This is a genomic window from Achromobacter sp. UMC46 (assembly GCF_014170335.1).
GTDB lineage: Bacteria > Pseudomonadota > Gammaproteobacteria > Burkholderiales > Burkholderiaceae_B > Achromobacter.
The window spans coordinates 152,298-178,716 of record NZ_LZZS01000035.1; the positions used below are offsets into that span (position 1 = coordinate 152,298).

General features: G+C 65.0%; 22 protein-coding genes. 1 reads left to right on the forward strand and 21 read right to left on the reverse strand.

All coding sequences use genetic code 11. The annotated features are described in order from the left end of the window. Window positions 1–123 precede the first annotated feature (123 nt). From aspT (A9973_RS24625) to A9973_RS24650, 6 genes are all read right to left on the reverse strand, one after another. The gene (aspT, locus tag A9973_RS24625; protein ID WP_183016265.1) at window positions 124–1,824 is read right to left on the reverse strand and encodes an aspartate-alanine antiporter; all 1,701 of its coding nucleotides are present in this window, start codon (window positions 1,822–1,824) and stop codon (window positions 124–126) included. A gap of 24 nt (window positions 1,825–1,848) precedes the next feature. Further along, window positions 1,849–3,675 carry a bifunctional aspartate transaminase/aspartate 4-decarboxylase gene (locus tag A9973_RS24630; RefSeq protein WP_183016266.1) on the reverse strand — a complete coding sequence of 609 codons (1,827 nt, stop codon included), beginning with the start codon at window positions 3,673–3,675 and terminating at the stop codon, window positions 1,849–1,851. 113 nt (window positions 3,676–3,788) lie between these two features. Then, complete coding sequence (gene aspT / locus A9973_RS24635; protein ID WP_183016267.1) at window positions 3,789–5,480, reverse strand: aspartate-alanine antiporter; 1,692 nt, start codon at window positions 5,478–5,480, stop codon at window positions 3,789–3,791. Between the two features lie 194 nt (window positions 5,481–5,674). Further along, a complete protein-coding gene (locus A9973_RS24640; protein WP_183016268.1) occupies window positions 5,675–6,604 on the reverse strand; it encodes an electron transfer flavoprotein subunit alpha/FixB family protein in 930 nt (309 codons plus the stop codon). Window positions 6,605–6,606: 2 nt separating this feature from the next. After that, entirely contained in the window at window positions 6,607–7,356 is a 750-nt protein-coding gene (locus A9973_RS24645; protein WP_013392406.1) for an electron transfer flavoprotein subunit beta/FixA family protein, read from the reverse strand. Window positions 7,357–7,427: 71 nt separating this feature from the next. Continuing rightward, window positions 7,428–8,351: a histone deacetylase family protein gene (locus A9973_RS24650; RefSeq protein WP_183016269.1), complete on the reverse strand. Its 924-nt coding sequence runs from the start codon at window positions 8,349–8,351 to the stop codon at window positions 7,428–7,430. A gap of 10 nt (window positions 8,352–8,361) precedes the next feature. On the opposite strand from A9973_RS24650, the gene mltB reads away from it, so the two are divergent. Next, on the forward strand, window positions 8,362–9,516 hold the full coding sequence (gene mltB / locus A9973_RS24655; RefSeq protein ID WP_183016270.1) for a lytic murein transglycosylase B: 1,155 nt from the start codon (window positions 8,362–8,364) through the stop codon (window positions 9,514–9,516). A gap of 106 nt (window positions 9,517–9,622) precedes the next feature. Here the strand turns inward: mltB and cysM are convergent, their stop codons facing one another. From cysM to gyrA, 15 genes are all read right to left on the reverse strand, one after another. Continuing rightward, entirely contained in the window at window positions 9,623–10,531 is a 909-nt protein-coding gene (cysM, locus tag A9973_RS24660; RefSeq protein ID WP_105554962.1) for a cysteine synthase CysM, read from the reverse strand. Window positions 10,532–10,609: 78 nt separating this feature from the next. After that, window positions 10,610–11,158 carry a helix-hairpin-helix domain-containing protein gene (locus tag A9973_RS24665; protein WP_183016271.1) on the reverse strand — a complete coding sequence of 183 codons (549 nt, stop codon included), beginning with the start codon at window positions 11,156–11,158 and terminating at the stop codon, window positions 10,610–10,612. Between the two features lie 224 nt (window positions 11,159–11,382). Continuing rightward, window positions 11,383–12,372 carry an ADP-glyceromanno-heptose 6-epimerase gene (gene rfaD, locus A9973_RS24670; RefSeq protein WP_183016272.1) on the reverse strand — a complete coding sequence of 330 codons (990 nt, stop codon included), beginning with the start codon at window positions 12,370–12,372 and terminating at the stop codon, window positions 11,383–11,385. Further along, window positions 12,369–13,310 carry a D-glycero-beta-D-manno-heptose-7-phosphate kinase gene (gene rfaE1 / locus A9973_RS24675; protein ID WP_183016273.1) on the reverse strand — a complete coding sequence of 314 codons (942 nt, stop codon included), beginning with the start codon at window positions 13,308–13,310 and terminating at the stop codon, window positions 12,369–12,371. The genes rfaD and rfaE1 overlap by 4 nt, the downstream gene beginning before the upstream one ends. After that, window positions 13,307–14,524, reverse strand: coding sequence for a lipopolysaccharide assembly protein LapB (gene lapB, locus A9973_RS24680; protein WP_183016274.1), 1,218 nt, complete (start codon window positions 14,522–14,524; stop codon window positions 13,307–13,309). The genes rfaE1 and lapB overlap by 4 nt, the downstream gene beginning before the upstream one ends. 59 nt (window positions 14,525–14,583) lie before the next feature. Then, the gene (locus A9973_RS24685; protein WP_006225143.1) at window positions 14,584–14,898 is read right to left on the reverse strand and encodes a lipopolysaccharide assembly LapA domain-containing protein; all 315 of its coding nucleotides are present in this window, start codon (window positions 14,896–14,898) and stop codon (window positions 14,584–14,586) included. 183 nt (window positions 14,899–15,081) lie between these two features. Further along, window positions 15,082–15,441, reverse strand: a complete 360-nt coding sequence (locus A9973_RS24690; RefSeq protein ID WP_049072346.1) for an integration host factor subunit beta — start codon at window positions 15,439–15,441, stop codon at window positions 15,082–15,084. Window positions 15,442–15,444: 3 nt separating this feature from the next. Then, entirely contained in the window at window positions 15,445–17,157 is a 1,713-nt protein-coding gene (gene rpsA, locus A9973_RS24695) for a 30S ribosomal protein S1 (RefSeq protein ID WP_006225145.1), read from the reverse strand. Window positions 17,158–17,347: 190 nt separating this feature from the next. Next, the gene (gene cmk / locus A9973_RS24700) at window positions 17,348–18,064 is read right to left on the reverse strand and encodes a (d)CMP kinase (RefSeq protein WP_183016275.1); all 717 of its coding nucleotides are present in this window, start codon (window positions 18,062–18,064) and stop codon (window positions 17,348–17,350) included. Between the two features lie 11 nt (window positions 18,065–18,075). Continuing rightward, window positions 18,076–19,398 carry a 3-phosphoshikimate 1-carboxyvinyltransferase gene (gene aroA, locus A9973_RS24705; protein ID WP_183016276.1) on the reverse strand — a complete coding sequence of 441 codons (1,323 nt, stop codon included), beginning with the start codon at window positions 19,396–19,398 and terminating at the stop codon, window positions 18,076–18,078. A 5-nt stretch (window positions 19,399–19,403) separates the two neighbouring features. After that, window positions 19,404–20,306, reverse strand: a complete 903-nt coding sequence (locus tag A9973_RS24710; protein WP_183016277.1) for a prephenate dehydrogenase/arogenate dehydrogenase family protein — start codon at window positions 20,304–20,306, stop codon at window positions 19,404–19,406. Beyond that, window positions 20,303–21,424, reverse strand: a complete 1,122-nt coding sequence (gene hisC / locus A9973_RS24715) for a histidinol-phosphate transaminase (RefSeq protein WP_183016278.1) — start codon at window positions 21,422–21,424, stop codon at window positions 20,303–20,305. The genes A9973_RS24710 and hisC overlap by 4 nt, the downstream gene beginning before the upstream one ends. An 11-nt stretch (window positions 21,425–21,435) precedes the next feature. After that, the gene (gene pheA / locus A9973_RS24720; protein ID WP_183016279.1) at window positions 21,436–22,521 is read right to left on the reverse strand and encodes a prephenate dehydratase; all 1,086 of its coding nucleotides are present in this window, start codon (window positions 22,519–22,521) and stop codon (window positions 21,436–21,438) included. After that, window positions 22,514–23,644, reverse strand: a complete 1,131-nt coding sequence (serC, locus tag A9973_RS24725; protein ID WP_183016280.1) for a 3-phosphoserine/phosphohydroxythreonine transaminase — start codon at window positions 23,642–23,644, stop codon at window positions 22,514–22,516. The genes pheA and serC overlap by 8 nt, the downstream gene beginning before the upstream one ends. Next, window positions 23,644–26,313 (reverse strand): DNA gyrase subunit A, encoded by a 2,670-nt coding sequence (gene gyrA, locus A9973_RS24730; protein ID WP_183016281.1) that lies wholly within the window; start codon window positions 26,311–26,313, stop codon window positions 23,644–23,646. The genes serC and gyrA overlap by 1 nt, the downstream gene beginning before the upstream one ends. Between the last annotated feature and the right edge of the window lie 106 nt (window positions 26,314–26,419).

Sequence of the window (26,419 nt, forward strand, 5' to 3'; positions counted from 1 at the left end):
TGTGCAATGGACAACGAGGCGCGGGGCGCCTCGTTGTCGGATGCGTTTCTTGATACGCGCGTCTGATTGCGCGCGTCGGGATGCGTCAAGCGCCGCGTCGTCCGGCGGGTAGCCGGACGGGCGCTAACTCAGATGGTACGCCAATGACACGATGATCGGCCCCAGCACCGGCAGCAGCACGTTGGCGATGGCGTAGGTCACGGTGTAGCCCAACAGCGGCACCGAACTGCCGCTTGACCCCAAAATGGCGCTGATCGCGGGCGTGCTGACGTGTTGCCCGGCAATGGCGCCCACCAGCAGCGGCCCCTCGATCTTCAGGATCTTGTGGCCCACCCACAGCGACAGGCACGCGGGCCCCAACGACACCAGCAACCCGATCACAGGCAGCACGGCGCCGTGCTCACGGATCAGCGATATCGCCTCGGGCCCCGCGGACAAGCCCACGCAGGCCACGAACACCGCCAGGCCCAGGTCCTTCAGCAGTTGCACCGCGTGGTCCGGCATATGGCCGATAGCGGGCCGCTTGGCGTTGATCCAACCGCAGACCAGGCCGCTGACCAGCGCGCCGCCGCCGCTGCCCAGGGACACCGGGATGCCCCACAGGCGAGCGCTCAGGGCGCCGATCATCAGCCCCGCAAGAATGCCGAACGCCAGGAACACCAGATCGGTCACGCCGCTGCGGCGCAATTCGTTGCCCAGGGCCGCGCCGGCTTCAGACAGCTCCGGTTCAGTGCCCACCAGAGTCACCAGATCGCCGTACTGGACGACGGTGGCCGGCGTCAAGGGCAGCACGTGGCCGGACCGCACGATGGATTGGACGAAGACGCCGCGCGCGCGGCGGGCGCCGGGCCGTTTGGCCAATTCGCCCATGGTGCGCCCGTTGACCGCCTTCTTGCTGACGATGATCGCCAGCTCGCTCAGTTGCAGGTCGTCCGCATGCGCTTCGGGCAACTGGATTTCAGGGCCGACCACCGAACCGGCACGCAGCGCGAAGCGGCGCACGCCCAGCACCACCACGATGTCGCCAGTGGCCAGCGTGTCTTCCGGCGTAGCGTCGACGGCTTCGCCATTGCGCAGGATACGGCTGATCACCGTCCGTCCGCCCAGTTGCGATTCGACGTCGGCCACCGTCATGCCGTCAGCGTCTTTCACCACATGGGCGCGCCCCACCAGCCGCGGCAACGTGGGCAGATTGACGTCTTCTTCATCGCCCGAGGCCACGCCCAGCTTCTCCTCCAGGGCCTTGGAGGCCTCGCGCAGATTGATGCGCAACAGCGCCGGCGCGACCTGGCTGGTGAAGAAGACGATGCTGATCAAGCCCACCAGATACGTCAGCGTGTAGGCCGTGGCGATATTGGCCTCCATCCGCTGCACCTCGGCGTCCGGCAGCCCCAGGTGCTTGAGCGCCTCGGCCGCCGTGCCGACCACGGCCGATTCCGTGGCCGCTCCCGCCGCCAGGCCTGCCGCCGTGCCGGCGTCCAGGCCGAACAACGGCACGGCCGCCAGCACGATGGTCAGCACCAGCAGGGCCTCGATGATCGGCAGCAAGATGTAGCGCAGGCTGGACCGGTTGAGGTTGGCGAAGAACTGCGGGCCACCGGAGTAGCCCATGGCGAAGATGAACAGGGCGAACGCGACCTCTTTCAGGTCGCCGCGCATCTGGCAACCTGTCTGGCCGATCAGCAGGGCGACGATGAGTGTTCCGCACACCCCGCCCAGCTGGATCGGCCCGACCTTCAGTTTGCCGATCAGGTATCCCAAGCCCACCGTGACGAACAAGACCGCGATGGGGACGCTGTTGAAAAACCCGATTGAGCACGTCATAAGGTCATGTCACCCTGTGTTTGCCTACTTCCGGGCCGAAGCCTTCTTGGCCGACTTGGCGGCGGTGTCCGCTTGCTTCACCGCCTTCTTTACCGCCGTCTTGGCTCCTTTCTTCACGGCCTTCTTGGCGACGCGCTTGGCCGCACCGGCCTTCACCGTCTGGCCCTTGCCTGCCGTCGGGCCCGAACGCACCAGCTCGGATGCCTTCCATGCCTCGACGTACTCGGTCGCGCATTCGACCATGTACTTGCCGATCTTGGCATAGTCGCCGTCGTCCAGGTTGGCCAGCGAGATGCGGATCGACCACGGCGGGCCGCCGAATCCGCCCCCGTCCATCAGCACCACGCCGGACTTCTCGGCCAGGCGGAACAGGAAGTCCACCGGTTCGTAGTTGCTGGTCATGTACTTGCAGAAGGCGTCGCCATACATGACCTTGGCCCAGACCATGAAGTCCAGTTCCACGTAGTACCAGCCGCGCATCGGATCTTCCGGCGGCAGCGGGATGCCCAGGCCACTCCACAGCGAGTCGCGCCGCGCCCGGACGATCTCCATCGTCAGGTGCTTGTAGGCGTCTTTCAGGTCCAGCAGGTGGGACAGCGCGAAGAAGCCCATCTGCACCTGTTGCGGCAAGGACAGGCCCGCCGTGTGGTTCAGCGCCACGTTACGGCTGTCGGCCACCATGCGGTCGATGAACTTGAGCTTTTCGGGCTCCATCGTCATCGCGCCATAGCGCTTGTTCAGGCGCTGCTTCCACGACGCCGGCAGTTCGGCGATGCGGCGGTCCATCGTGTTCTTCTCGTGCGTGGCGATCACGCCCAGGCGCCAGCCCGTGCAGCCGAAGTTCTTCGAGAAGGAATACACGCAGATCGTGTTGTGCGGCACCTCCGCCATCAGCGAACGGAAGTTCGGCACGAAGGTGCCGTAGACGTCGTCGGTCACCAGCACCAGATCCGGGTTCTTGCGGATCAGGCGCACGATCTGCTTCATCTCGACCGGGCTGAACGCGACGGACGGCGGATTGCTGGGGTTCACCGTGACCGCCAGCTTGATCTTCGGGTTCTCCAGCTTGGCGATTTCGGATGCCGGATAGTGCCAATCGTGCGTGCCGTCGGCGCGCACGCTGCTGGCGTTGATCGCGACGATCTTGAACTGGAAGCGCTCCAGGTGCGCGATCTCGATATAAGGCGTGAAGGTCGGCAGGAACAGCGCGATGGTGTCGCCCTGCTTGAGCAGGCCGTTCTGCATCAGCGAATCGAAGATGTAGCACATGGCGGCCGTGCCGCCCTCGACCGGGAACAGGTCGAACTTGCCCTTGGGCGGGCGGCCGTCGCACATTTCCTTGATCAGGTAGTCGTGCACGATCTGTTCGATGTGGACCAGCGCGCGCGGCGGCACGGGATAGTTGTCGCCGATGATGCTGTCGGTCAACTCGTGGATCCACTCGTCGGGGTCGAAGCTCTTGATCTTCACGCCGTACTCGAGCACGCCGGCCAGGAAGTCGTAACCGTCCTCACCTTTATGCTTGGACAGGAACTTGCGCAGGCGGTCGGCGCAGCCCTTCTTGGCCGGCATGCCCGCCAGGATGGCGTCGTCGCGGACGCGGCGCGCTTCCTTCATGGCGAACTGGCCCAGCAGGAAGAAGGCGTCGCGCGGTTCGGTGGCGATCCAGTTGGGATTGCCCCGGCCGGCGTTCAACATGGTCAACGCGGCGGTCTGCTGGTTTTCTTTGGCCAGCGTGATCAGATAGTCCTTCAGTTCGAAGGGCGACAGCTGTTCCAGGTCGCGCTGGCGCGACCGCGTCGTTTTCAGGGCCGAGGCCAGGCTGACGGTAAGGGGCGTGGTGGAAGCCATTATTCAGTACTCCTGGTTTGCGTTTTGACAAGCGCTTGCCGGGGCGGCGCGGGCGGGCACGCCCGCCGCCCCGATGTGCTGCCCGCCCGCCCTGCGGCGTGGCGGGCGTCCCACTAGGTCATGAGCAAGACAATGACAATGCCCCAGATGATGAGCAGGGTATTGCCGATCGCGTAAGGCACCGTGTAGCCCAGGGCTGGCACCTGGCTTTTCGCCGTTTCGGTGATCTGGCCGATCGCAGCCGTCGTGGTGCGGGCGCCCGCGCAGACGCCCAGCACGATGGCGGGATGGAACTTGAACACGTAGCGGGCGATATACACGCCCAGGATCATCGGCACGCTGGTCGCGATGATGCCGGCCACGAACAGTTTGGCCCCAAGCTGCTGGAAGCCCTGCACGAAGCCTGGTCCGGACGTGATGCCGACCACCGCCACAAAGGCGGTCAACCCGACCGATGTCAGGAACCAGTGCACGGGTTCCGGCACGCGGCCGAAGGTGGGATGCACCGATCGCAGATAGCCGAAGATCAGGCCGGAGATCAGCGCGCCGCCCGAGGTCGACAACGTGATGGGGATGCCGCCGACAGTCAGCACGAGGGTGCCGAACAAGCCGCCCAGCAAGATGCCGAAGCCCACGAACACCATGTCGGTCTGATTGGTGGCGCGGTCGACATAGCCCAGCTTGTCTATCACCCGCTCGACGTCGCGCTTGGCGCCAAGGACGAAAAGACGGTCGCCGCGATCCAGTTTCAGGCCCCAATTGACCGGCATCTCGTGGCCGCCACGCACCACCTTGCGCAAGAACACGCCCCGGCCCAATTGGCGCACGGTCTCGTTTTCCGCGAGTTCCTTGAGCGTCTTGCCAGCCACGTTCTTATTGGTCAGCACCACCTCGACAACCTCCGCGGGCAGGCTCAGCAAGTCGCGGTCTTCGACTTCGGTGCCGATGATGCCGGAGGCCTGCAGGACCAGCGCGTCGTGCCGGCCGGTCACGCACAGGACGTCGCCCGCTTCCAGCACGGTGGCCGAATCATTGTCCAGGACCTGGTCGCCGCGGCGGATCCGCTCCACGAAGACGCGGGCTTCGACGAACTTCGACTCCAGATCGCCGACGGTCTTGCCCACGTGCTCGGTGTTGTCCAGGCGATACGCGCGCGCCGTGAACTTGCGGTAGCCGGACAGTTCCATGGAATCCGACGCCCCGGACATCTTGGCTTCGTAATCCTTGCACTCCTTCACGATGTCCACGCCCATCAGCTTCGGACCCAGCGAGGCCAGCAGCCATGCGCTGCCCACCGTGCCGAAGATATAGCAGACGGCATAGGCGACCGGAATGCTGTCGATCCATTGCTTCTTGGTGGCCGCGTCCACGCTCAGGCCATTGATCGTGTCGGTCGCCACGCCCATCACCGCGGAAATGGTCTGCGCGCCTGACAACAGGCCGGCACCGGTGCCGGCGTCAAAGCCGAAGCCCACGGCGGTCCCCCAAGTGACCAGCAAGCAAATCACGCAAATGATGACCGCGAAAATGACCTGGGGAAGGCCATCGCTTTTCATGCCGCGGAAGAATTGAGGTCCGACGCCGTAGCCAAGACCAAAGAGGAAAAGCAGGAAGAACACCTGCTTGAGAATTGGGGCGATGGTGATGTCGAGTTGCCCGACCAGCACGCCCACCAGTAATGTACCCGTCACCGCGCCTAGATTAAACCCGAAGAGCTTTTTGGCGCCGATCCAATAACCCAATCCCAGGGTCAGGAAGATCGCTAATTCAGGGTACTTACGCAATGTGTCAAAGAACCATTCCATCCCGAATCTCCTTCGTTCTGTACAGGTCGAGCACGTGCGCGAACAATACTGCTGCGCGCGGAATACATTATCAGAATCTTTCAGAAAATCAAAAGAAATACGACGACCAGACGAGACGGACGCAGATTATCGGGAACAAGAAAAAGCCCGCGGACGTGACATCCGCGGGCTTTCAAACTGCTTGCACAGGCGGCTTACAGCGCGCCAGTCAGTTCGGGTACGACCTGGAACAAATCGCCCACCAGACCATAATCGGCCACGCCGAAAATCGGCGCTTCGGCGTCTTTATTAATCGCGACGATGACCTTGGAATCCTTCATGCCGGCCAAATGCTGGATGGCACCCGAGATACCCACCGCCACGTAAAGTTGCGGTGCAACAATCTTGCCCGTCTGGCCAACCTGCCAGTCGTTCGGCGCGTAGCCGGCGTCGACCGCGGCGCGCGAAGCGCCCAGTGCGGCGCCCAGCTTGTCGGCCAGCGGATCCAGGATCTTGAAGTTTTCGGCGCTGCCCAGACCGCGACCGCCCGACACCACCACGCGTGCGCCGGCCAGTTCCGGACGGTCGCTCTTGGCGACTTCCCGGCCCACGAACGTGGACAGGCCCGAATCGGCCACGGCGGTGATGGCTTCCACGGCGGCCGAGCCACCTTGCGCGGCGACGGCGTCAAAGCCCGTCGTGCGCACGGTGATGACCTTCACGGCGTCGGCCGATTGCACGGTGGCAATGGCGTTGCCCGCGTAGATCGGACGCAGGAACGTGTCGGCGGATTCCACGCCAATGATGTCCGAGATCTGCGCCACATCGAGCTTGGCCGCGACGCGCGGCGCCACGTTCTTGCCCGAGGCGGTAGCAGGGAACAGGATGTGGCTGTAGCTGGAAGCCACGGCCAGCACCTGCGCGGCGACGTTTTCCGCCAGGCCGTCGGCCAGTTGCGGCGCGTCGGCCAACAGGACCTTGGCCACGCCTGCGGCGGCCGCGGCCTGGTCGGCCACGGCGCGCGCGTTGGCGCCGGCGACCAGCACGTGCACGTCGCCTCCGATCTTGGCGGCGGCGGCGACGGCGTTCAGGGTTGCGCCCTTCAACTGGGCGTTATCGTGTTCGGCAATAACCAGCGTCGTCATGTTCAGACCACCTTCGCTTCGTTCTTGAGTTTGTCCACCAGGGCTGCAACGTCCGCCACCTTGATGCCGGCCTTGCGGGCGGGCGGTTCGCTGACCTTCAGCGTCTTCAGGCGCGGAGCCGCATCAACGCCCAATTCTTCAGGCGTGACGGTGTCCAACTGCTTCTTCTTGGCCTTCATGATGTTCGGCAGCGTGACGTAGCGCGGCTCGTTCAGGCGCAAGTCGGTCGTGACGATCGCCGGCAGCTTCAGCGTCAGCGTTTCCAGGCCGCCGTCCACTTCGCGCGTGACCGTGACCTTGCCATCGGCAAGCTCGACCTTGCTGGCGAACGTGGCTTGCGGCCAGTCCAGCAGCGCAGCCAGCATCTGGCCGGTCTGGTTGGCATCGTCGTCGATAGCTTGCTTGCCCAGGATCACCAGTTGCGGCTGTTCCTTGTCGACCAGCGCCTTCAACAGCTTGGCGACGGCCAGCGGCTGCAGCTCGGCGTCGGTCTGGACCAGCACGCCGCGGTCGGCGCCGATGGCCATGGCGGTGCGCAGCGTCTCCTGGCATTGCGCAACGCCGCAAGAAACCGCCACGACTTCAGCGACGGCACCCTTTTCCTTCAGGCGGGTCGCTTCTTCGACGGCGATTTCGTCAAAGGGGTTCATGGACATCTTCACATTGGCGATATCCACGCCAGTCTGATCCGACTTGACTCGCACCTTGACGTTGTAGTCAACGACGCGCTTGACAGGTACCAACACCTTCATCCCGCTGCCTCCAAATGGAAATAATGACCCGGCGATGCGCCGGGATCGCATTGCACAATTTTTTCCTGATTCTACAGCTTCGCCAGCGCTCGTATATGCGCAACCACGCTGCGGCCGAGGGCGGACAAGTTGTAACCGCCCTCCAGCGTGCTGACGATCCGTCCCTGGCAGTGGCGTTCGGCCACGTCCACGAGCTGCTCGGTGATCCAGGCGTAATCGGCCTCGACCAGGCCCATCTGGCCCATGTCGTCTTCCCGGTGCGCGTCGAAACCCGCCGACACCAGGATCAATTCCGGACGATGGGCCTCCAGCCTGGGCAGCCAGGTATCCGTGACGATCGCCTTGACCGCGGCGCCCGTCGTGTAAGCCGCGACAGGCACGTTCAGCATGTTGGCGGCCGGATGCTCCGTGCCGCTGTTGGGAAAGAACGGGTGCTGGAAAAAACTGCACATCAGCACGCGCTCGTCGCCGGCGAGCACGTCTTCGGTGCCATTGCCGTGATGCACGTCGAAGTCCACGATAGCCACGCGCGACAGGCCGTGGACGTCCAGCGCATGGCGCGCCGCGATGGCCACGTTGTTCAGGAAGCAGAACCCCATCGCCTGCGACCGGCAGGCATGGTGGCCGGGCGGACGCACCGCGCAGAACGCCGTGCGGGCCTCGCCGGCCATCACCGCATCCACCGCCGCCACGCCCGCGCCGGCCGCATGCAAAGCGGCTTCGTAGGTGTGGGGATTCATCAGCGTATCGGGATCTATCGGGTAATACCCTTGGTCCGGCGTATGTTCGCGCAAACTGTCCAGGTACTGGACAGTGTGCACGCGCAGCAGGTCTTGGCGCGAGGCCTGAGGCGCCTGCCGGTCGTCCAGATAAGGCATCAGTCCGCTTGCCAGCAACTGGTCCGAGATGGCGTCCAGCCTCTGCGGGCTTTCGGGATGCCAACTGCCCATTTCATGCAAGCGGCATGCCGGGTGAGTAAGATACATGGTCTCCATAAGGAAGATTATGTTCATCTGTCGGCGATTACTGCAACTCGGAACGCTTTCCGCCCTGCTGGCGGGGTGCTCCACCACCGCTCCTACCGCACCTAATTCACTTGCCGCGCAACCCGCGGCCGCAACAGCCAATGCCGCTATCCGTATCGGGCCCAGTACGCCGACACCGGGCTCCGAACTGCCGGACGACGCGCCCGCCACGCTGACCGCCACCGGCGCGCTGCGTCCGGAAGTGCGCAGTTTCGTGGAAGAACTGGCCGCGGAACGCCAACTGCCGCTCGATCCGATGGTCAAGGCGCTGGAAGGGTCGCGCTACAACGCCACGGTGTCGCGCCTGATCGCGCCCTCGCCACCGGGCAAGAAGATCTGGCGCAGCTGGCTGACGTACCGGTCGCGCTTCGTCGAGCCCAAGCGCATCGGCTGGGGCGTGGACTTCTACAACGAGAACCGCGACCTGCTCAATCAGGCCGCGCAACGCTTTGGCGTGCCGGCGCCCATCATCGCGTCGATCATCGGCGTCGAAACGCTGTATGGCCGCAACATGGGCAATTTCCGCGTCCTGGACGCACTGGCGACGCTGGCCTTCGACTATCCCGACCCCAACAAGCCCGAGCGCGCCACGATGTTCCGCGGCCAGTTGGCGGACTTCCTGACCCTGGCCATGAAAGACAAGCTGGACCTGGAGACGCGCGGCTCGTATGCGGGCGCCATCGGCATGCCGCAATTCATGCCGACCAGCATCATGCATTACGCGGTGGACGGCGACGACAACGGCCATATCGACCTGACCAACAATACTCAGGACGCCATCATGTCCGTGGGCAGCTTCCTGGCGCAGCACGGCTGGCAACGCGGCCTGCCCGTGTTCGCTCCGGTGGCCCTGCCGGCGGATCCCACTGCGCTGGTCGACGGCGGGCTGGAGCCCAAGCAAAGCTGGGGCACGCTCAGCGCCGCCGGCGCGCGCCTGCTGCCAGGCGCGTCCACCACCGGCTGGGGCAGCCAGCCGCTAGGCGTGGTCGATCTGGTGGAAGAGGCCCGCGGCACCGCCCAGTACCGCGTCGGCACGCCCAACTTCTTCGCCCTGACCAAGTACAACCGCAGCTACTTCTACGCCACGTCCGTGGCGGACCTGGCCAGCGAAATCGAAGCCCGCGTCAGGCGTTGACCTGACCTTGCCGGACATGAAAACGCCCCGTTGATGATGAACGGGGCGTTTTTCATTGCGAGGCCAGTGGCCCGGCCGCTTTCGGGCTTTCAGGACGTTCAGGCTTTCAGTTGAACACGCCCGTGGACAGGTAGCGGTCACCGCGGTCGCACACGATGAAGACGATGGTGGCGTCATTGACGCGTTCCGCCACGCGCAAGGCGGCGACCAGCGCGCCCGCGGACGAAATACCGCCGAAGATGCCCTCTTCCGCGGCCAGGCGGCGCGCCATCACTTCAGCTTCCGATTGCTCGATGGACTCGTAGGCATCCACGCGGCTGCGGTCGAAGATCTTCGGCAGGTAGGCCTCGGGCCACTTCCGGATGCCGGGAATCTGCGAGCCTTCGGCCGGTTGCGCGCCCACCACCTGCACCGCCGGGTTGCGCGATTTCAGATACGTCGACACGCCCATGATGGTGCCCGTCGTGCCCATCGCGCTGACGAAGTGCGTGATGCGGCCGTCGGTCTGGTCCCAGAGTTCGGGCCCGGTGGTTTCCACGTGCGCGCGGGGGTTGTCGGGGTTGGCGAACTGGTCCAGCACCACGCCCCTGCCGTCCGCCTGCATCTCGGTGGCCAGGTCGCGGGCATACTCCATGCCGCCCTTGTCGGCCGGCGTCAGAATCAACTCGGCGCCATAGGCCGCCATGGCCGCCCGGCGCTCCACCGACAGGTTGTCCGGCATGATCAGGATCATGCGGTAGCCCTTCATTGCGGCCGCCATGGCCAGCGCAATGCCGGTATTGCCGCTGGTGGCCTCGATCAAGGTGTCGCCCGGCTTGATGTCGCCGCGCGCTTCCGCGTGCTTGATCATCGACAAGGCCGGACGGTCCTTCACGGAACCGGCGGGGTTGTTGCCTTCCAGCTTGGCCAGGATGACGTTGCCACGCGCGTCGCCCGCGGCACCGGGAATGCGCTGCAAACGCACCAGCGGCGTGTTGCCGACGGTCTGCTCGATAGTGGGGTAGGTAGTAGTCATGCGGACGATAATAACTCCGCCCGGCGGCGGACGCGGCCAAAAGCCGCGCTCCCGCCAGGGGCTCCCCGCCCAGGCCCTTCAGGGCCTGGGCGGCGCCTGCGCCTTCAAGGCGGCGGCCTTTGCCGTGGATTGAGTCGTGGATTTGGCGACAGGCGTGGCTGCCGGTCTGGCGGCCGCCTTGCCGGCGGCCAACGCAGGCGGCGCAGCCGCCGGGATTGCCGCCGGCTTTGCCTCGGGCTTGACGGACGCCGCCGTGCCCACCCCGATCTGCAGACCGGCCGATTCCAAGGCCTGCGCCTTTTTCAGGCCGATGCCCCGCACACGCTCAGCAAGATCTTCAAACGAGTCGAACTTGCCGCCGCGGTCCCGTTCACCCACGATGATCTCGGCGGTGCGCGGACCGATGCCCCGAATGCCTTCAAGTTGCTGCGCGCTGGCCTGGTTGACATCCAGCGCGTGGGCCGGCCCCGCGATGCCCAGCCCCGCCGTCACCAGCAGCGCGCCGAATGCCCGGCGCAGCCCGCGCGGCACGCGCCGGGGGAATGCGGACCGGAGCGGCCGGCACGGCAGCCGCTGTGCCGGGCAAGCGCCGGGCCGGGTAGACGTCGAGGGATGCAATGGATTCATGAGAGTCTCCTGAACGAACGGGCGCAACGGTTGTCGCGCCACCCCTGAATCATGGCCACCCGCCCCGTTATCCAGGGCCCCGGTGAACGGAAAGATCCACCCCGGCAAGTACGGAGGGCGAAAAAAAACCACCGGAACGGTGGTTTTCCTAGCCGGACCGGGCGGTGCCGGGCCGGCTCAGGCAATGCTTGCTTTCATCGACGCTTATGGGCGCTTATAAGCGCTTATCGGCGCGCGCGCCAATAGCGCACGTACTCGGCCACACCCGTTTGCACGTCGCGCATCGGCGCGTAGAAACCTGCGGTGCGCAGTTGCGAGACATCCGCCTGCGTGTAGCTCTGATAGCGGCCTTTCAGGTCGTCCGGGAACGGGATGTAGCGGATCAGATCCAGTTCCACCAGTTGCGCCAGCGTCAGTTCCGCCTCGCCGCGCTCGGCACGCAAGGTATTCACCACCGCCGCCGCCACGTCGTTGAACGGCTGGGCACGGCCCGTGCCGCAATTGAAAATGCCCGATTGTTCCGGATGATCCAGGAAATGCAGATTCACGGCCACCACGTCTTCGACCGAAATGAAGTCGCGGCTTTGCCCACCGTCCACATAGCCGTCCCAGCCCGCGAACAGGCGCACGTGGCCGTGCTCCAGGAACTGGTTCATGTTGTGGAACGCCACCGAGGCCATGCGCCCCTTGTGCTGCTCATGCGGCCCATAGACATTGAAGTAGCGCAGGCCCACGACCTGCGCCGTCAGGCTGTCCATGCGCTTGCGCAGCACCTGGTCGAACAGCAGCTTGGAATAGCCGTAGACGTTCAAGGGGCCTTCGTTGTCGGGATGCTCGACATAGATCGACGAGCCGCCATACACCGCCGCCGACGAGGCATACAGGAACGGGATGCGCCGCGACTGGCAGAACTCGAACAGCTCCAGCGTGACGCGGTAGTTGTTGTCCATCATGTAGCGGCCGTTGCGCTCAGTCGTGTCCGAACACGCGCCCTGATGCAGTACGGCGCGCACGGAGGGCAGGCTGCCGTCGGCCACGCGGCGGCGGAAATCGTCCTTGTCCATGTACTCGGCGATCTGGCAATCGACCAGATTGACGAACTTGTCGCCTTCGGTCAGATCATCCACCGCGATGATGTCCTGGATGCCGCGGCGGTTCAGCCCGCGCACCAGATTGCTGCCAATGAAGCCTGCGGCTCCGGTTACGACGATCATGAGGGTTCTCCTGCCAATTCCGCTGCGGTGACGACGGACGTGCCCAGCTTGCCCACGGCGATGCCGCCGGCCTTGTTGGCCCAGCCCATCGCTTCGGGCCACGGCAAGCCGATGGCGCGCGACACCGCCAGCGTCGCCAGCACGGTGTCGCCCGCGCCGGACACGTCGAACACTTCGTGCGCTTGCGCATCGATGTGGTCTCGCCCCGTATCGGTAAACAATGTCATGCCCTGCTCGGAACGCGTCACAAGCAAGGCCTCCAGGTCCAGGTCGGCGCGCAAGCGTTGCGCCCGATCGGTCAATTCGGCTTCGGAATTCCAGCGGCCCACGGCCTGCTGCATTTCCGAGCGGTTCGGTGTGACCAGCGTCGCGCCGCGATAGCGCGCGTAGTCGTCGCCCTTGGGGTCCACCAGCACCGGAATGCCCGCATGGCGCGCCATGGCCAGCAGCGATTCGACGCGAGTCAACACGCCCTTGGCGTAGTCGGACAGCACGACGATGTCGTGGTTGGCCAGATGGCGGGCCAGCGCGGCGTCCACGCCGTCCAGCGCGGCCTGTTCAGGGTGCTGTTCGAAATCCACGCGCAGCAACTGCTGCTGGCGGCCCAGCACCCGCATCTTCAGCGTAGTGTGCAGGGACGGGTCGGCGATCAGGTCGGCCTGAATGCCGGCTTCGGCCGACAGGCGGCGGATGCTGTCGCCCGCCTCGTCCGCGCCCAGCACGCCCACCAGCGTCACCTGGCCACCCAGCGCCGCGACGTTGCGGGCCACGTTGGCTGCCCCGCCCAGGCGGTCTTCGCGGCGCGCGACGCGCACCACGGGCACCGGCGCTTCCGGCGAAATACGTTCGACTTCACCGAACCAATAACGGTCCAGCATCACATCGCCCACCACGAGAACGCGGCTACGCGAAATGGCTTCGGCGGGGAAAGGCTTCATTCAAGTTCTTCCAGGCGGCGCGGCGCATAGGTTTCCCAGGCGTTGCAGCCGGGACATTGCCAGTAAAAGCGACGCGCTTGAAAACCGCAACTGCGGCACGCATAGCGGTCCAGCCGTTGCGTATGCTTGTGGATCAGGCTGCGCAGCAGCGTCAGGTCCGCCCCGGGTACCGGGCCCTGTTCGGTGACGCCGGCTTCCGGACTGGCCAGTTCGGCTTCCAGCAGGCGGTCCAGCCCCAACAGGGACGGATGACTGCGCAGCGCGCCGCGCGCGAACGCCCAGGCGACGGCCGAGCCCTGCTGCACGCGCAACTCGCGGAACACCACATTGAAAAGATCCAGCGACGCGTGGCGCTGATATTGCTTTTGCAGGAATTCCAGCCCCGCTTCGACCTGGCCGGCGGCACGGTAGTTGGCCAGCAGCTGTTCGGCCACCAGGCCTGCGTATTCCGGCGCGTCGGTCATCACCGACTCCAGGTACAGCCGCTCGCGCTTGGGATCCTGTTCCATCAGGGCCAGGCGGGCGCGCAGCACGGCCGTACGCACCATCGCCCCCTTGCTCAACGACGCATCGGTCGTCGACAGGGCGTGGTCGGCGGCGTCAAGCGCCTTGTGCGCGGCATCCACGTCGGCCGGCTTCGCGGTCAGGGCGGTCTGCGCCTGCTCGCAGTAATAATGCACGATCTGGGGCACCGGCTCGTCGACCAGGCCTTGCAGCGTCTTGACCGCTTCGATGGCGCGCGGCCAATCGTGTTCGGATTCGAAGATGCGGATCAGCGAACGCAGGGCCGGCAGCGCGTAGCGGGTGTCCTTGAGCTGTTCGAAGCCACTTTCCGCGCGGTCCAGCATGCCGGCCTTGAGGAAGTCCTGCGCCAGTTCATGCTGCGCGTGTTCGCGCTCGGCGGCAGGCAAATCGGACCGGCTCAGCAAGCTTTGATGCACGCGGATGGCGCGTTCCATTTCGCCGCGGCGGCGGAAAAGGCTGCCCAGCGCAAAGTGCAGCTCGGTCGTCTCGGGGTCCAGCTTGGCGACTTCGACGAACGCGTCGATCGCGCGGTCCGGCTGTTCGTTCAGCAGGAAGTTCAGCCCGCGGAAATACGAATCGGGCAGGCTGCGGGTTTCCCGAAGCATCTGCCGGATGTCGAAACGCGCGGCCAACCAGCCGAGCGCAAACAACACCGGCACGAAAATCAACCACCAAGGTTCAAAATCCACTGTTCGGGCTCTTGCGGTAATTCAGTGCGAAAAAGGGGCGTGCGGCGGACGGCGCGCCGTCACAGCGGCGACATCGGCGCGACGGCTTCCGGCGGCACGACAGGCGTGGTGCCGTTGACGGCAGCCTGGACACGGTCCAGCTCGCGGCGCAAGCGCATGGCTTCGCGGCGGCGGCGCATGGCGGCGGGCACGGTCAGCAACAGGCCAAACAGGGCGCCGGCCACGAATACGACCAGCATCACAACGATCAATGGCACGTCTTGCACGACGTAGTCCGCATAGAACTTCACGGCAACCGGATCGGTGTTCTTCAAGGCGAACATCAATACCGCAATAAACACGAGCAATCGCAGGGCCCAGACGAGATAGCGCATGACGCATGCTCCAGAGAATTCAAGACTGTCAATTGTAAGCGACGCCGCAAAGCAGCAAGGAAAAAAAATCCCCGCGGGGCGCCGGACGGGCACTCGACCGATCGGAAAAAACAAAGCCCCTTGATTTCTCAAGGGGCCTGTTCTCGGTCCGATCTGCCCGTAGGCAGCCTTTACGCCGAGCCGTCAGTGCATGGCGTGCAAGCTTGCCATGGACGGCATCGGTTCACTCGATCCAGAAGATTGAGCGTCCTCGTCATTGCCGCCGACCAGATCTACCCGTTCACGCAATTCCTTGCCCGCCTTGAAATGCGGCACCTGTTTGCCAGGCACCAGCACTTGTTCGCCAGATTTCGGATTGCGGCCGATTCGGGGAGACCGCTGCGACAACGAGAAGCTGCCAAAACCGCGGATCTCGATGCGCTGACCCGAGGCCAGGGCCTGGGTCATCGCATCCAGCACGGTCTTGACCGCGTAATCGGTGTCTCGGGCGGCCAGCTGAGGATAGCGGGCCGCCAAGGCGGCGATCAGCTCCGACTTGGTCACGAATTAACCGTCGTTGCGCTGTTGGTCCAGCTTGGCCTTCAGCAGCGCGCCGAGGTTGGTGGTGCCGGACGAAGCGCTGGCGTCGGACATGCGCTGGATCGTGTCGGCGGTCTCGGCGTTGTCACGGGCCTTGATCGACAGTTGGATCGAACGCGTCTTGCGGTCGATGTTGACGATCATGGCTTCGATGTTTTCGCCGGCGTTCAGAACGGTGGTGGCATCTTCAACGCGGCCCGAGGAGATCTCGGAAGCGCGCAGGTAGCCTTCAACGTCCACGGACAGCGTAACAACAGCGCCCTTGGCTTCAACGGACTTGATGGTGCCCGGAACAACGGCGCCCTTGTCAAACGTGGCGACGAAGTTGTTGAAGGGGTCGCCTTCCAGCTGCTTGATGCCCAGCGAGATGCGTTCCTTGTCGGTATCGATGCCCAGAACCACGGCTTCGATCTCGTCGCCCTTCTTGAAGTTGCGCACGGCTTCTTCGCCCGTTTCCGTCCACGACAGGTCGGACAGGTGAACCAGGCCGTCGATGCCGCCAGGCAGACCGACGAACACGCCGAAGTCGGTGATCGACTTGATGGCGCCGCGGACCTTGTCGCCGCGCTTGAAGTTCGTAGCGAACTCTTCCCACGGGTTCTGACGGCACTGCTTCATGCCCAGCGAGATGCGACGACGGTCTTCGTCGATTTCCAGGACCATGACTTCGACTTCTTCGCCCAGGGTAACAACCTTGCGCGGGTCGACGTTCTTGTTGGTCCAGTCCATTTCGGAGACGTGAACCAGGCCTTCGATGCCGGCTTCGACTTCGACGAACGCGCCGTAGTCGGTCAGGTTCGTGACCTTACCGAACAGGCGGGTGCCTTGCGGGTAGCGGCGAGCCAGACCCACCCACGGATCTTCGCCCAGCTGCTTGACGCCCAGCGAGACGCGGCTCTTTTCCTGGTCGAACTTGAGGACCTTGGCTTCGACTTCTTGACCCACTTGCAGGACTTCGGACGGGTGACGCACGCGACGCCATGCCATGTCGGTGATGTGCAGCAGGCCGTCGATACCGCCCAGGTCAACGAACGCGCCGTAATCGGTGATGTTCTTGACCACGCCCTTGACCACGGCACCTTCGTGCAGGGTTTCGAGCAGCTTTTGACGCTCTTCGCCCATGCTGGCTTCCAGCACCTGGCGACGCGACAGCACAACGTTGTTGCGCTTGCGGTCGAGCTTGATGACCTTGAATTCGAGGGTCTTGCCTTCGTACGGGGTGGTGTCCTTGACCGGACGCAGATCCACCAGCGAACCCGGCAGGAACGCGCGGATGCCGTTGGTCATGACGGTCAGGCCGCCCTTCACCTTGCCGGTGATGGTGCCGGTAACCAGTTCGCCGTTTTCCAGGGCCTTTTCCAGCTGCAGCCAGGCCGACAGGCGCTTGGCGCGGTCACGCGACAGGATGGTGTCGCCGTAGCCGTTTTCCAGGGAATCGATGGCCACCGAGACGAAATCGCCAGGTTGCACTTCGAGCTCGCCCTGGTCGTTCAGGAACTCTTCCAGGGGGATCAGCGCTTCGGACTTCAGGCCGGCGTTGACGACGACGAAATTATGGTCGACGCGCACGACTTCGGCGCTGATGACCTCGCCGGACTTCATGTCCTGGCTCTTGAGGCTTTGTGCGAAAAGGTCGGCGAAACTTTCGCCGCCGGTGGCGGTAGTGGAAACGGAAGACATGGGGTTGAAATCCATTGGGCCGAAATGGCCGTTAAGAACACACCGCAGCGGATTGCCCGCCACAGTGGAGTCAAAATACCTGTCTGCCGGTTTGCCCTGCGGGGTGTCCCGTGGGGGTTGCGCCTGGCAAGAACAGGGCCTAATCAAAAAATCAACGTGGGTCTGGCGGGTGCAGCTTTCAGGCTTTTGCCTAGGCTTTCGCTTGTGCTTTCGCTTGTGCTTTTGTCTGTGCTTGCTGCCAAAAATCCAGTATTGCCTGCACCGTCTCTGCAATCGTCAATTCAGACGAATCCAGCACGTGTGCATCTGCTGCGGGAGCAAGCGGCGCAGTCGCCCGTTCGGTATCACGGGCGTCCCGCTCGCGCATGTCGCGTAGAAGGTCATCTAGATTAGCAGAAATTCCCTTTTCGATCAACTGCTTACGGCGCCTCTCCGCCCGGGCGACCACGTCGGCAACCAGGAACACCTTGAGGGATGCATCCGGGAACACCACTGTGCCCATGTCGCGGCCGTCCGCCACCAGCCCGGGAGCCACGCGGAAAGCGCGTTGGCGCTCTAAAAGCGCCTGGCGCACGCCAGGGAACGCGGCCACGCGGGACGCGAAATTGCCCACTTCCTCGCGGCGGATGTCGTGGCCGACGTCAACGCCTTCCAGGTACACGTGGGGGCCGTCGAAGCGCACGTCCAGCGTTTCGGCTACCCGGGCCACGCCCGGCTCGTCGTCGGCGGGAACGCCCTGCTTGAGGGCCGCCAGGGCGGTCAGGCGGTACAGCGCTCCGCTGTCCAGCACGTCCCAGCCCAACGCCTTGGCGACGCGATGCGCCACGGTGCCCTTGCCCGAAGCGGTGGGGCCGTCGATCGTGATAACGGCGGCCAGAGGGGAGTCAGTAGAAGAAGTCAAAGTCATGGAAATTTGCGCTAGGCCGACACCAGGCCCGCGTAGACATCAAAGTAACCCGGGAACGTCTTGCTGACGCAACCCGGATCCAGAATTCGGACCGCCGCCGGGCCGAAGGCCGCCAGCGAGAAGCACATGGCCATGCGATGGTCGTCCCAGGTGCCGATGTGCGCGTCGCGCCAAGCGTCCTGCGCCGGCGGGATGACGCGCAGCCAATCCGGCCCCGATTCCACCAGCGCACCCAGCTTTTCCAGCTCGGTCTGCATGGCGTGGATGCGGTCGGTTTCCTTTACGCGCCAGCTGCCGATGTTGCGCAAGCGGCACGGGCCGTCGGCGTACAGGGCCAGCGCCGCGGCGGTCATCGCGGCATCGGGGATCAGGTTGAAATCGGTGTCGAACGCCTTCAGGCGCGCGCCGTCGGCCACCCGGACGCCGGTCACTTCGATCCAGTCCGGGCCGTAGGCCACCTTGGCGCCCATGTGCGCCAGCGTGTCGGCGAATGCGACGTCGCCCTGGATGCTGTCGGCGCCCACGCCGGTCACGCGCAAGGGGCCGCCGCCGATCGCGCCCAGCGCCAGGAAATAGGATGCCGTGGAGGCATCGCCCTCCACCGCGATCTGGCCGGGGCTGCGGTAAGCCGCGCCGCCGTCGATCACGAAGCGGCTCCAGCCGTCGCGACGAACCTGAACGCCGAAGCGCGCCATCAGGTTCAGCGTGATTTCGATATAGGGCTTGGAGATCAGCTCGCCCACCACTTCGATGGTGACGGGCTTGCCGCTGCGGCCGGCCTGCAAAGGCGCAGCCAGGAGCAAGGCCGTCAGGAACTGGCTGGACACCGAGCCCTGCACGCGCGTCACGGCATCAGCCGCGATCTCGCCGCGGCCGATATGCAGCGGCGGATAGCCCGGTTGGCCCAGATAGTCGATCCGCGCGCCCAGCGCGTTCAAGGCGTCCGCCAGGTCACCGATGGGCCGTTCGTGCATGCGCGGCACGCCCGACAACCGGTAGTCGCCGCCCATGAGGGCCAGCGCGGCCGTCAGCGGGCGAATCGCCGTACCGGCGTTGCCCATGAAGAGGTCCGCGCTTTCCACCGGAAAACGGCGCACGCCCTCGACGGTGACTCGGCCGGCCTCAAGGTCTGACACCTGCACGCCCAACTGGCGCAATGCGGCCAGCATGACGCGCGTATCGTCGGAATCCAGCAGGCCGGTGATGACGGTCGTGCCCTCGGCAATCGCCGACAGCAGCAGCACGCGGTTGGAAATGCTCTTGGAACCCGGCAAGGCGATCACGCCCTGCGCTTGCCGCACGCGCGGCAGGTCCAGATATGGCAAAGCGCCCATGTCGACTACTCCTTGCGCCAGTTGCGGCGCGCCTGGGCCGCGGTTTCCAGCAGCGCCAGCAAAACCGCGTCGTCGCCCTCGGCGATCGCGCGTTCGGCGCGATCCAGCACGGCGCGCACATCGGCAAGCTCGGCCAGCATCGCATCGCGATTGGATAGGAAGATATCGCGCCACATCTCCGGCGAACCCGCCGCGATGCGCGTGAAATCACGAAAACCGCTGCCGGCCAGATCCAGGCGGGTCCGGGCGTCGGCGGCCGTAGCCACCTGCTCCATGTAGACCGCAGACAACAGGTGAGGCAGATGGCTGACCGATGCCAGCAGACGATCGTGCGCGCCGGCGTCCATGTCGATCACGCTGGCGCCGCACGCCTCCCAGGCGCGGCGCACCAGATCGGCCGACGTCGCGCTGTTCTGGGCGAGCGGCGTCAGAATGACGGTGCGCCCGCGGTACAGCCCGGGATCGGCGGCCTCCGGCCCGGTGCGTTCGGCGCCCGCAATGGGATGCCCCGGCACAAAACGCCCGATATTGCCGCCCAGCGCCTCGCGCGCCGCCTCGACGACCTCGGCTTTGGTGCTGCCTGCGTCGGTCAGCACCGCCCTGGCGCCCAGATGCGGCAGCATCCGCGCCAGCACGTTCTTCAGCCCGCCGACGGGCGTGGACAGCAAGATCAAATCGGCGCGGGCCGCGGCGTCTTCCGCGCTGACGGCCTCGTCGATCAAGCCGAGCTCGACCGCGCGCGCCAGCGATGTCGCATTGCGCCCCACGCCCAGCACCCGGCCCACTTGCCCGGCCTGGCGCAAGGCCGCTGCGAAGGATCCGCCGATCAGGCCGACGCCCACGACGGCCAGTACAGGAATCAGGGGGCCAGCGGCCCCCTGATCGGTAGAAGGTAACGCGTCGTTCATGCGGACAGGATGGCGGTCAGGGCGTCGATGAAGCGGGTGTTCTCTTGCGGCAGGCCGATAGACACGCGCAGCCATTCAGGCAGGCCGTCTCCGGCCACCGGGCGCACGATCACCCCGCGTTTGAGCAGTTCCAGATTGATGCGCGGTGCGTCGCCTACATGCACCAGCACGAAATTGCCGTAGCTGGGCACATAGCGCAGCTTCAAGCGGTCGAACGCCTCGCACAATTGCGCCTTGCCCGACTTGTTCGAGGCATACGCCTCTTCCAGGTAGGCGGCATCGCCCAGCGCGGCGATGGCCGCTGCCTGGGCCAGCGTATTGACGTTGAACGGCTGGCGCACGCGGTTCAGCAGATCGGTCAGGGGCGGCTGCGCCACCGAAAAGCCCACGCGCAGGCCCGCCAGGCCGTAAGCCTTGGAGAACGTGCGCGAGACGATCAGGTTCGGGAACCGGCGGACCAGCGCGGTGCTGTCGAAGCGGTGTTCCGGATCCAGATACTCGTTGTAGGCCTCGTCCAGCACCACGGTGACGCGGTCGCCATGGGCGGCTTGCACGCGCTCCAGGAACGACGCGACCTTGTCGCCCGGCACGAAGGTGCCGGTCGGATTGTTGGGGTTGGCGATGAACAGCAGGCGCGTATCGTCGGCGATCGCGTCGAACATCGCGTCCAGGTCATGGCCGTAGTCTTGCGCCGGCACGACGATGTGGCGCGCGCCGCGCGCTTGCGTGGCCAGCCGATACACGGCGAACGAATGCTGCGCGTAGACCGCCGAGGCGCCCGGCTCCAGCAAGGCCAGCGCGGCGATTTCCAGGATGTCGTTCGAGCCGTTGCCCAGCGTGATCCAGCTCATCGGCACGCCGTAGCGTTCGGCCAGTGCCGCCTTCAGGTCGAAACCGTTGGGGTCGGGATAGCGGGCCAGCGATTCCGCCGCGGCCAGCATGGCCGCGCGCGCCGACTTGGGCATGCCCAGCGGGTTTTCATTGGACGCCAGCTTGACGATGCCGGCCGGATCCAGCCCGAACTCGCGGGCCAGTTCTTCAATGGGCTTGCCCGCCTGGTACGGCGCGATGGCGCTGACGTGGGCGGGAGCAACGAGGGGCTTGGATGCGGTGGTCATGGTGTGGGGGCTCAGGGCGCGGGGTACGAACCCAGCACTTTCAGGTAGGCGACCTGCGCCTGCAAGGCGGCAAGGGCGCGCTCGACGTTCGGGTCGTTGCGGTGACCCAGGACATCAACGTAGAAATAATATTCCCACTGGCCGGTGCGCGCGGGGCGGGACTCGAAGCGCGTCATCGACACGCCGTTGGCCGCCAGCGGGGCCAGCATTTCGTAAACGGCGCCCGCGCGGTTCGGCACCGCCAGGATCAGGCTGGTCTTGTCCTTGCCGCTGACCAGCGGCTGGATATTGCCGATGGCCAGGAAGCGGGTGCGGTTGTGCGGATCGTCCTGGATACCGGCCGCGACGACCTGCAGGTTCCAGGCAGGCGCGGCCACTTCGCCGGCGATCGCCGCGATGGTCGGATCGCCCGCCGCCGCGCGCGCCGCCTCGGAATTGCTGGAGGCCGCCACGCGCTCAAGGTCGGGATAGTTGCGCGTCAGCCATCCCTGGCACTGGGCCAAGGCCTGCGGATGGGCGGAAATGGCCTTGATGCCGTCCATGCCGCCCGATTGCGACATCAGGCAATGGCGAATCACCAGCGAACGTTCACCCAGGATCGTCAGCGGCGTGTTCAACAACAAGTCCAGGCTGCGGTTGACGGCGCCTTCGGTGGAGTTCTCCACCGGCACCATGCCCACATCGGCCTGGCCGCCTTCGACCGCGCGGAAGACCTCGTCGAACGAGGCGCACGGCAGCTTTTGCACGGAATGACCGAAATGCTCCAGCGCCGCCTGTTCGGAAAACGAGCCTTGCGGCCCCAGGTACGCGACGGTCATGCCGCGTTCCAGGCCGCGGCAGGCCGAGATGATCTCGGTCCAGACCGACGCCACGCCGGCGTTCGGAAACGGGCCGGGGTTGAGCTGCTGCAAGCGGCGGATGACTTCGGCTTCGCGCTCGGGGCGCAACACCGGGCCGTCGGCTTGCGCGGCATGCTTGGCCTCGCCCACTTCCAGCGCGGCGCGCGCGCGCTGCGACAGCAGGTCGAGTATCTGCGCGTCCAACGCATCGATGCGGGTGCGCAAGGGAAGCAGCTTGCGCTGCAGTTCTTCATCCATAGCGGCGCTCGAATTCCTTCAGATACTCGACCAGCGCCGACACCCCGGCAAGGGGCACGGCGTTGTAGATGGAGGCGCGCATGCCGCCCACGCTCTTGTGCCCCTTCAACTGCGTCAGGCCAGCCGCGTCGGCGCCTTGCAGGAAGGCGTCGTTGAGCGACTCGTCACGCAGTACGAACGGCACGTTCATGCGTGAACGCACGGGTGCGTGAATGGGGTTGCGGTAGAAGCCGGAACTGTCCAGATAGCCGTACAGCAGGTCGGCCTTGGCCTGGTTGGCCGCGTCCATGCCTGCGACGCCGCCGTTGGCCTTGACCCACTTGAACACCAGCCCCGCGATGTAGATCGCGAACGTCGGCGGCGTGTTGTAGCGCGAATGCTCGGCCGCCACGTTGGCGTAGTCGAAGGCCGACGGGCAGATCGGCAAGGCATGGCCGATCAGGTCGCGGCGGGCGATGACCATGGTCACGCCTGCCGGACCCGCGTTCTTTTGCGCGCCGGCATACATCATGCCGCAGCGCGTCACGTCCATGGGACGCGACAGAAAATGCGAGGACGCGTCGACGACCAGCGGCACATCGGGCGCACCCAGCGCGGCGGTGTCGGGCCAGTCCATGAACTCGACGCCGCCGATGGTTTCGTTGCTGCACAGGTGCAGATAAGCGGACTCCGGACGCACCTTCCAGGTGTCGACCGGCGGCACCCAGGTCAGCGGCCCCTGCTCGCGGCCATCCAGCTGGATGGCCTGCTCGCTGCTTGCCGCCACTTGGGCGCTGCCGTAGCGGCCGGCTTCCTTGTACGAACGCTTGGACCAATGGCCCGTCACGACGAAGTCGGCAGCCGGCGTGCTGCGGCGCCCCATCAGATTCATGGGAACGATGGCGTTTTCCCCGGAACCCCCGCCTTGCATGAACATGACGGCGTAATCGGCGGGCAAGCCCAGCAGATCACGCAGATCCGATTCCGCTTCGTCGCAGATCTGCACGAAATGCTTGCCGCGATGGCTCATTTCCATCACGGACATGCCGCTTCCGTGCCAATCCAGCATCTCAGCTGCTGCTTGCTGCAATACCACCTCGGGCAAGGCCGAGGGGCCTGCCGAGAAGTTCCAGGGGCGGGCCATTATTGCTCCGTAGGTTCCGTCGAATCCGTCGCTTGCGCGTCATCGTTGCTGCCGTCGCCGCCTTCGTCCGGGCCCTCTTCGCCCAGTTCGCCGTCGTCGTCCGCATCGCTTTCCACGACACGACGGACGCCGGACAGCGTGCTGCCGTCGTCAACGTTGATCAGCGTGACGCCTTGTGTCGCGCGGCCCATTTCGCGAATTTCCGCGACACGGGTGCGCACCAGCACGCCACCGGTGGTGATCAGCATGATCTCGTCGGTCGGGTTGACCAGCACCGCACCCACGACCTTGCCGTTGCGCGAACTGGTCTGGATGGCGATCATGCCCTTCGTACCACGGCCATGGCGCGTGTATTCGCCGATCGGCGTGCGCTTGCCGTAACCGTTCTCGGTAGCGGTCAGCACGGTCTGCGTTTCGTCGCCGGCAACCAGCAGCGCGATGACGGTCTGCGTTTCCTCGAGCATCATGCCGCGCACGCCGCGGGCGTTGCGGCCCATCGGACGCACGTCGTTTTCGTCGAAGCGGACGGCCTTGCCGGAATCCGAGAACAGCATGACGTCATGCTTGCCGTCGGTCAGGTCGGCGCCGATCAGGTAGTCGCCATCGTCAAGGTCGACGGCGATGATGCCGGCCTTGCGCGGGTTGGAGAAGTCGGACAGCGGGGTCTTCTTGACCGTGCCGCGCGTCGTCGCCATGAAGACGAAATGGTCTTCGCTGAACTCCTTGACCGGCAGCACCACCGTGACTTTCTCGCCGTCAGCCAGCGGGAACATGTTGACGATAGGCTTGCCGCGCGAGTTGCGCGTGCCTTGAGGCACTTCCCAGACCTTCAGCCAGTACACGCGGCCGCGGTTGGAGAAGCACAGCAGGAAGTCGTGCGTGTTGGCGATGAACAACTGGTCGATCCAGTCGTTTTCCTTCATCGCCGTCGCCTGCTTGCCGCGTCCGCCGCGCTTTTGCGAGCGGTACTCGGACAGGGGCTGGCTCTTGATGTAGCCGCCGTGCGACAGGGTCACGACCATGTCGGTGGGCGTGATCAGGTCTTCGGTGTCGAGCTCGGTCGCGTTCATCTCGATTTCCGAACGGCGCGAGTCCTTCACGCCGGTCGAGAATTCGGCCTTGATCGCTTGCAGCTCGTCGGAGATGATCGTCGTGATGCGCTCGGGGCGCGCCAGGATGTCGAGCAAATCGGCGATGGTGGACATGATGTCCTTGTATTCGCCGACGATCTTGTCCTGCTCCAGCCCGGTCAGGCGTTGCAGGCGCATGTTCAGGATTTCCTGAGCCTGCGTATCGCTCAGGCGGTACATGCCGTCGCCCTGCAGGCCGAACTCGGCGTCCAGGTCGTCCGGACGGAAGGCCGAACGGCCTCCCGGCGTATCGCCGTCTGCACGCGACAGCATGTCGCGCACCAGCGACGAGTCCCACGACTTGGCCATCAATTCCTGGCGGGCGACGGGAGGCGTCGGCGCGGCCTTGATGATCGTGATGAAATCGTCGATGTTGGCCAGTGCGACGGCCAGGCCTTCCAGCACATGGCCGCGTTCGCGGGCCTTGCGCAGCTGGAACACCGTGCGGCGCGTGACCACTTCGCGGCGGTGCTGCAGGAAGTAGTCGATCATCTGCTTCAGGTTGAGCAGGCGGGGCTGGCCGTCGACCAGCGCCACCAGGTTCATCCCGAAGGTGTCTTGCAGCTGCGTATTCTTGTACAGGTTGTTCAGGACAACCTCGGGAACCTCGCCGCGCTTGAGCTCGATGACCAGGCGCATGCCGTCCTTGTCGGACTCGTCGCGAATATCGGAGATGCCTTCGATCTTCTTGTCGTTGACGAGTTCGGCGATGCGTTCCTGCAGGGTCTTCTTGTTGACCTGGTAGGGAATCGCGTCGATGACGATCGCCTGGCGATTACCCTTCTCCATGTCTTCGAAGTGGGTCTTGGCGCGCATGATGACGCGGCCGCGACCGGTGCGATAGCCTTCGCGCACGCCGGACATGCCGTAGATGATGCCGCCCGTGGGGAAGTCCGGCGCCGGGATGAGCTCGATGAGCTCATCGACCGTGCAGGCCGGATTGCGCAGGCAGTACAGGCAGCCGTCGACCACTTCCTGGAGGTTGTGCGGCGGAATGTTGGTGGCCATGCCCACCGCGATGCCCGAGCTGCCGTTGACCAGCAGGTTGGGCAGGCGCGACGGCAACAGCAGCGGCTCTTGCTCGCTGCCATCGTAGTTGGGGCCGAAGTCCACCGTTTCCTGGTCGATGTCGGCCAGCAGTTCGTGAGCGATCTTGGCCAGGCGGATTTCGGTATAGCGCATCGCCGCGGCGTTATCGCCGTCGATCGAGCCGAAGTTGCCCTGGCCGTCGACCAGCATGTAGCGCATGGAGAAATCCTGCGCCATGCGGACGATGGTGTCATAGACGGACTGGTCGCCGTGGGGGTGGTACTTACCGATGACGTCCCCGACGATACGCGCCGACTTCTTGTAGGCGCGATTCCAATCGTTGTTCAGTTCATGCATCGCGTAGAGCACGCGCCGGTGGACGGGTTTCAGCCCGTCCCGCACATCCGGTAGCGCCCGCCCAACGATCACGCTCATCGCGTAATCGAGGTAACTGCGGCGCATCTCTTCTTCCAGCGAAACCGGAAGCGTCTCCTTGGCAAAGGAATCCATATATATAACGACAGAATCGTGTAAGGAGGAACCCGGGCCGGGTAAACAGGAAATTCTATCATTCGATTCCGATCCCGTTGGGCGGGGCCGCGGGAAGTGGCCGAGG

What these genes read in the sequence shown, in the direction of transcription:
- aspT (WP_183016265.1), bottom strand. Translation starts at nt 1,824, where the DNA reads ATGACGTGCTCAATCGGGTTTTTCAACAGCGTCCCCATCGCGGTCTTG.
- A9973_RS24630 (WP_183016266.1), bottom strand. Translation starts at nt 3,675, where the DNA reads ATGGCTTCCACCACGCCCCTTACCGTCAGCCTGGCCTCGGCCCTGAAA.
- aspT (WP_183016267.1), bottom strand. Translation starts at nt 5,480, where the DNA reads ATGGAATGGTTCTTTGACACATTGCGTAAGTACCCTGAATTAGCGATC.
- A9973_RS24640 (WP_183016268.1), bottom strand. Translation starts at nt 6,604, where the DNA reads ATGACGACGCTGGTTATTGCCGAACACGATAACGCCCAGTTGAAGGGC.
- A9973_RS24645 (WP_013392406.1), bottom strand. Translation starts at nt 7,356, where the DNA reads ATGAAGGTGTTGGTACCTGTCAAGCGCGTCGTTGACTACAACGTCAAG.
- A9973_RS24650 (WP_183016269.1), bottom strand. Translation starts at nt 8,351, where the DNA reads ATGGAGACCATGTATCTTACTCACCCGGCATGCCGCTTGCATGAAATG.
- mltB (WP_183016270.1), top strand. Translation starts at nt 8,362, where the DNA reads ATGTTCATCTGTCGGCGATTACTGCAACTCGGAACGCTTTCCGCCCTG.
- cysM (WP_105554962.1), bottom strand. Translation starts at nt 10,531, where the DNA reads ATGACTACTACCTACCCCACTATCGAGCAGACCGTCGGCAACACGCCG.
- A9973_RS24665 (WP_183016271.1), bottom strand. Translation starts at nt 11,158, where the DNA reads ATGAATCCATTGCATCCCTCGACGTCTACCCGGCCCGGCGCTTGCCCG.
- rfaD (WP_183016272.1), bottom strand. Translation starts at nt 12,372, where the DNA reads ATGATCGTCGTAACCGGAGCCGCAGGCTTCATTGGCAGCAATCTGGTG.
- rfaE1 (WP_183016273.1), bottom strand. Translation starts at nt 13,310, where the DNA reads ATGAAGCCTTTCCCCGCCGAAGCCATTTCGCGTAGCCGCGTTCTCGTG.
- A9973_RS24685 (WP_006225143.1), bottom strand. Translation starts at nt 14,898, where the DNA reads ATGCGCTATCTCGTCTGGGCCCTGCGATTGCTCGTGTTTATTGCGGTA.
- rpsA (WP_006225145.1), bottom strand. Translation starts at nt 17,157, where the DNA reads ATGTCTTCCGTTTCCACTACCGCCACCGGCGGCGAAAGTTTCGCCGAC.
- cmk (WP_183016275.1), bottom strand. Translation starts at nt 18,064, where the DNA reads ATGACTTTGACTTCTTCTACTGACTCCCCTCTGGCCGCCGTTATCACG.
- aroA (WP_183016276.1), bottom strand. Translation starts at nt 19,398, where the DNA reads ATGGGCGCTTTGCCATATCTGGACCTGCCGCGCGTGCGGCAAGCGCAG.
- A9973_RS24710 (WP_183016277.1), bottom strand. Translation starts at nt 20,306, where the DNA reads ATGAACGACGCGTTACCTTCTACCGATCAGGGGGCCGCTGGCCCCCTG.
- hisC (WP_183016278.1), bottom strand. Translation starts at nt 21,424, where the DNA reads ATGACCACCGCATCCAAGCCCCTCGTTGCTCCCGCCCACGTCAGCGCC.
- pheA (WP_183016279.1), bottom strand. Translation starts at nt 22,521, where the DNA reads ATGGATGAAGAACTGCAGCGCAAGCTGCTTCCCTTGCGCACCCGCATC.
- serC (WP_183016280.1), bottom strand. Translation starts at nt 23,644, where the DNA reads ATGGCCCGCCCCTGGAACTTCTCGGCAGGCCCCTCGGCCTTGCCCGAG.
- gyrA (WP_183016281.1), bottom strand. Translation starts at nt 26,313, where the DNA reads ATGGATTCCTTTGCCAAGGAGACGCTTCCGGTTTCGCTGGAAGAAGAG.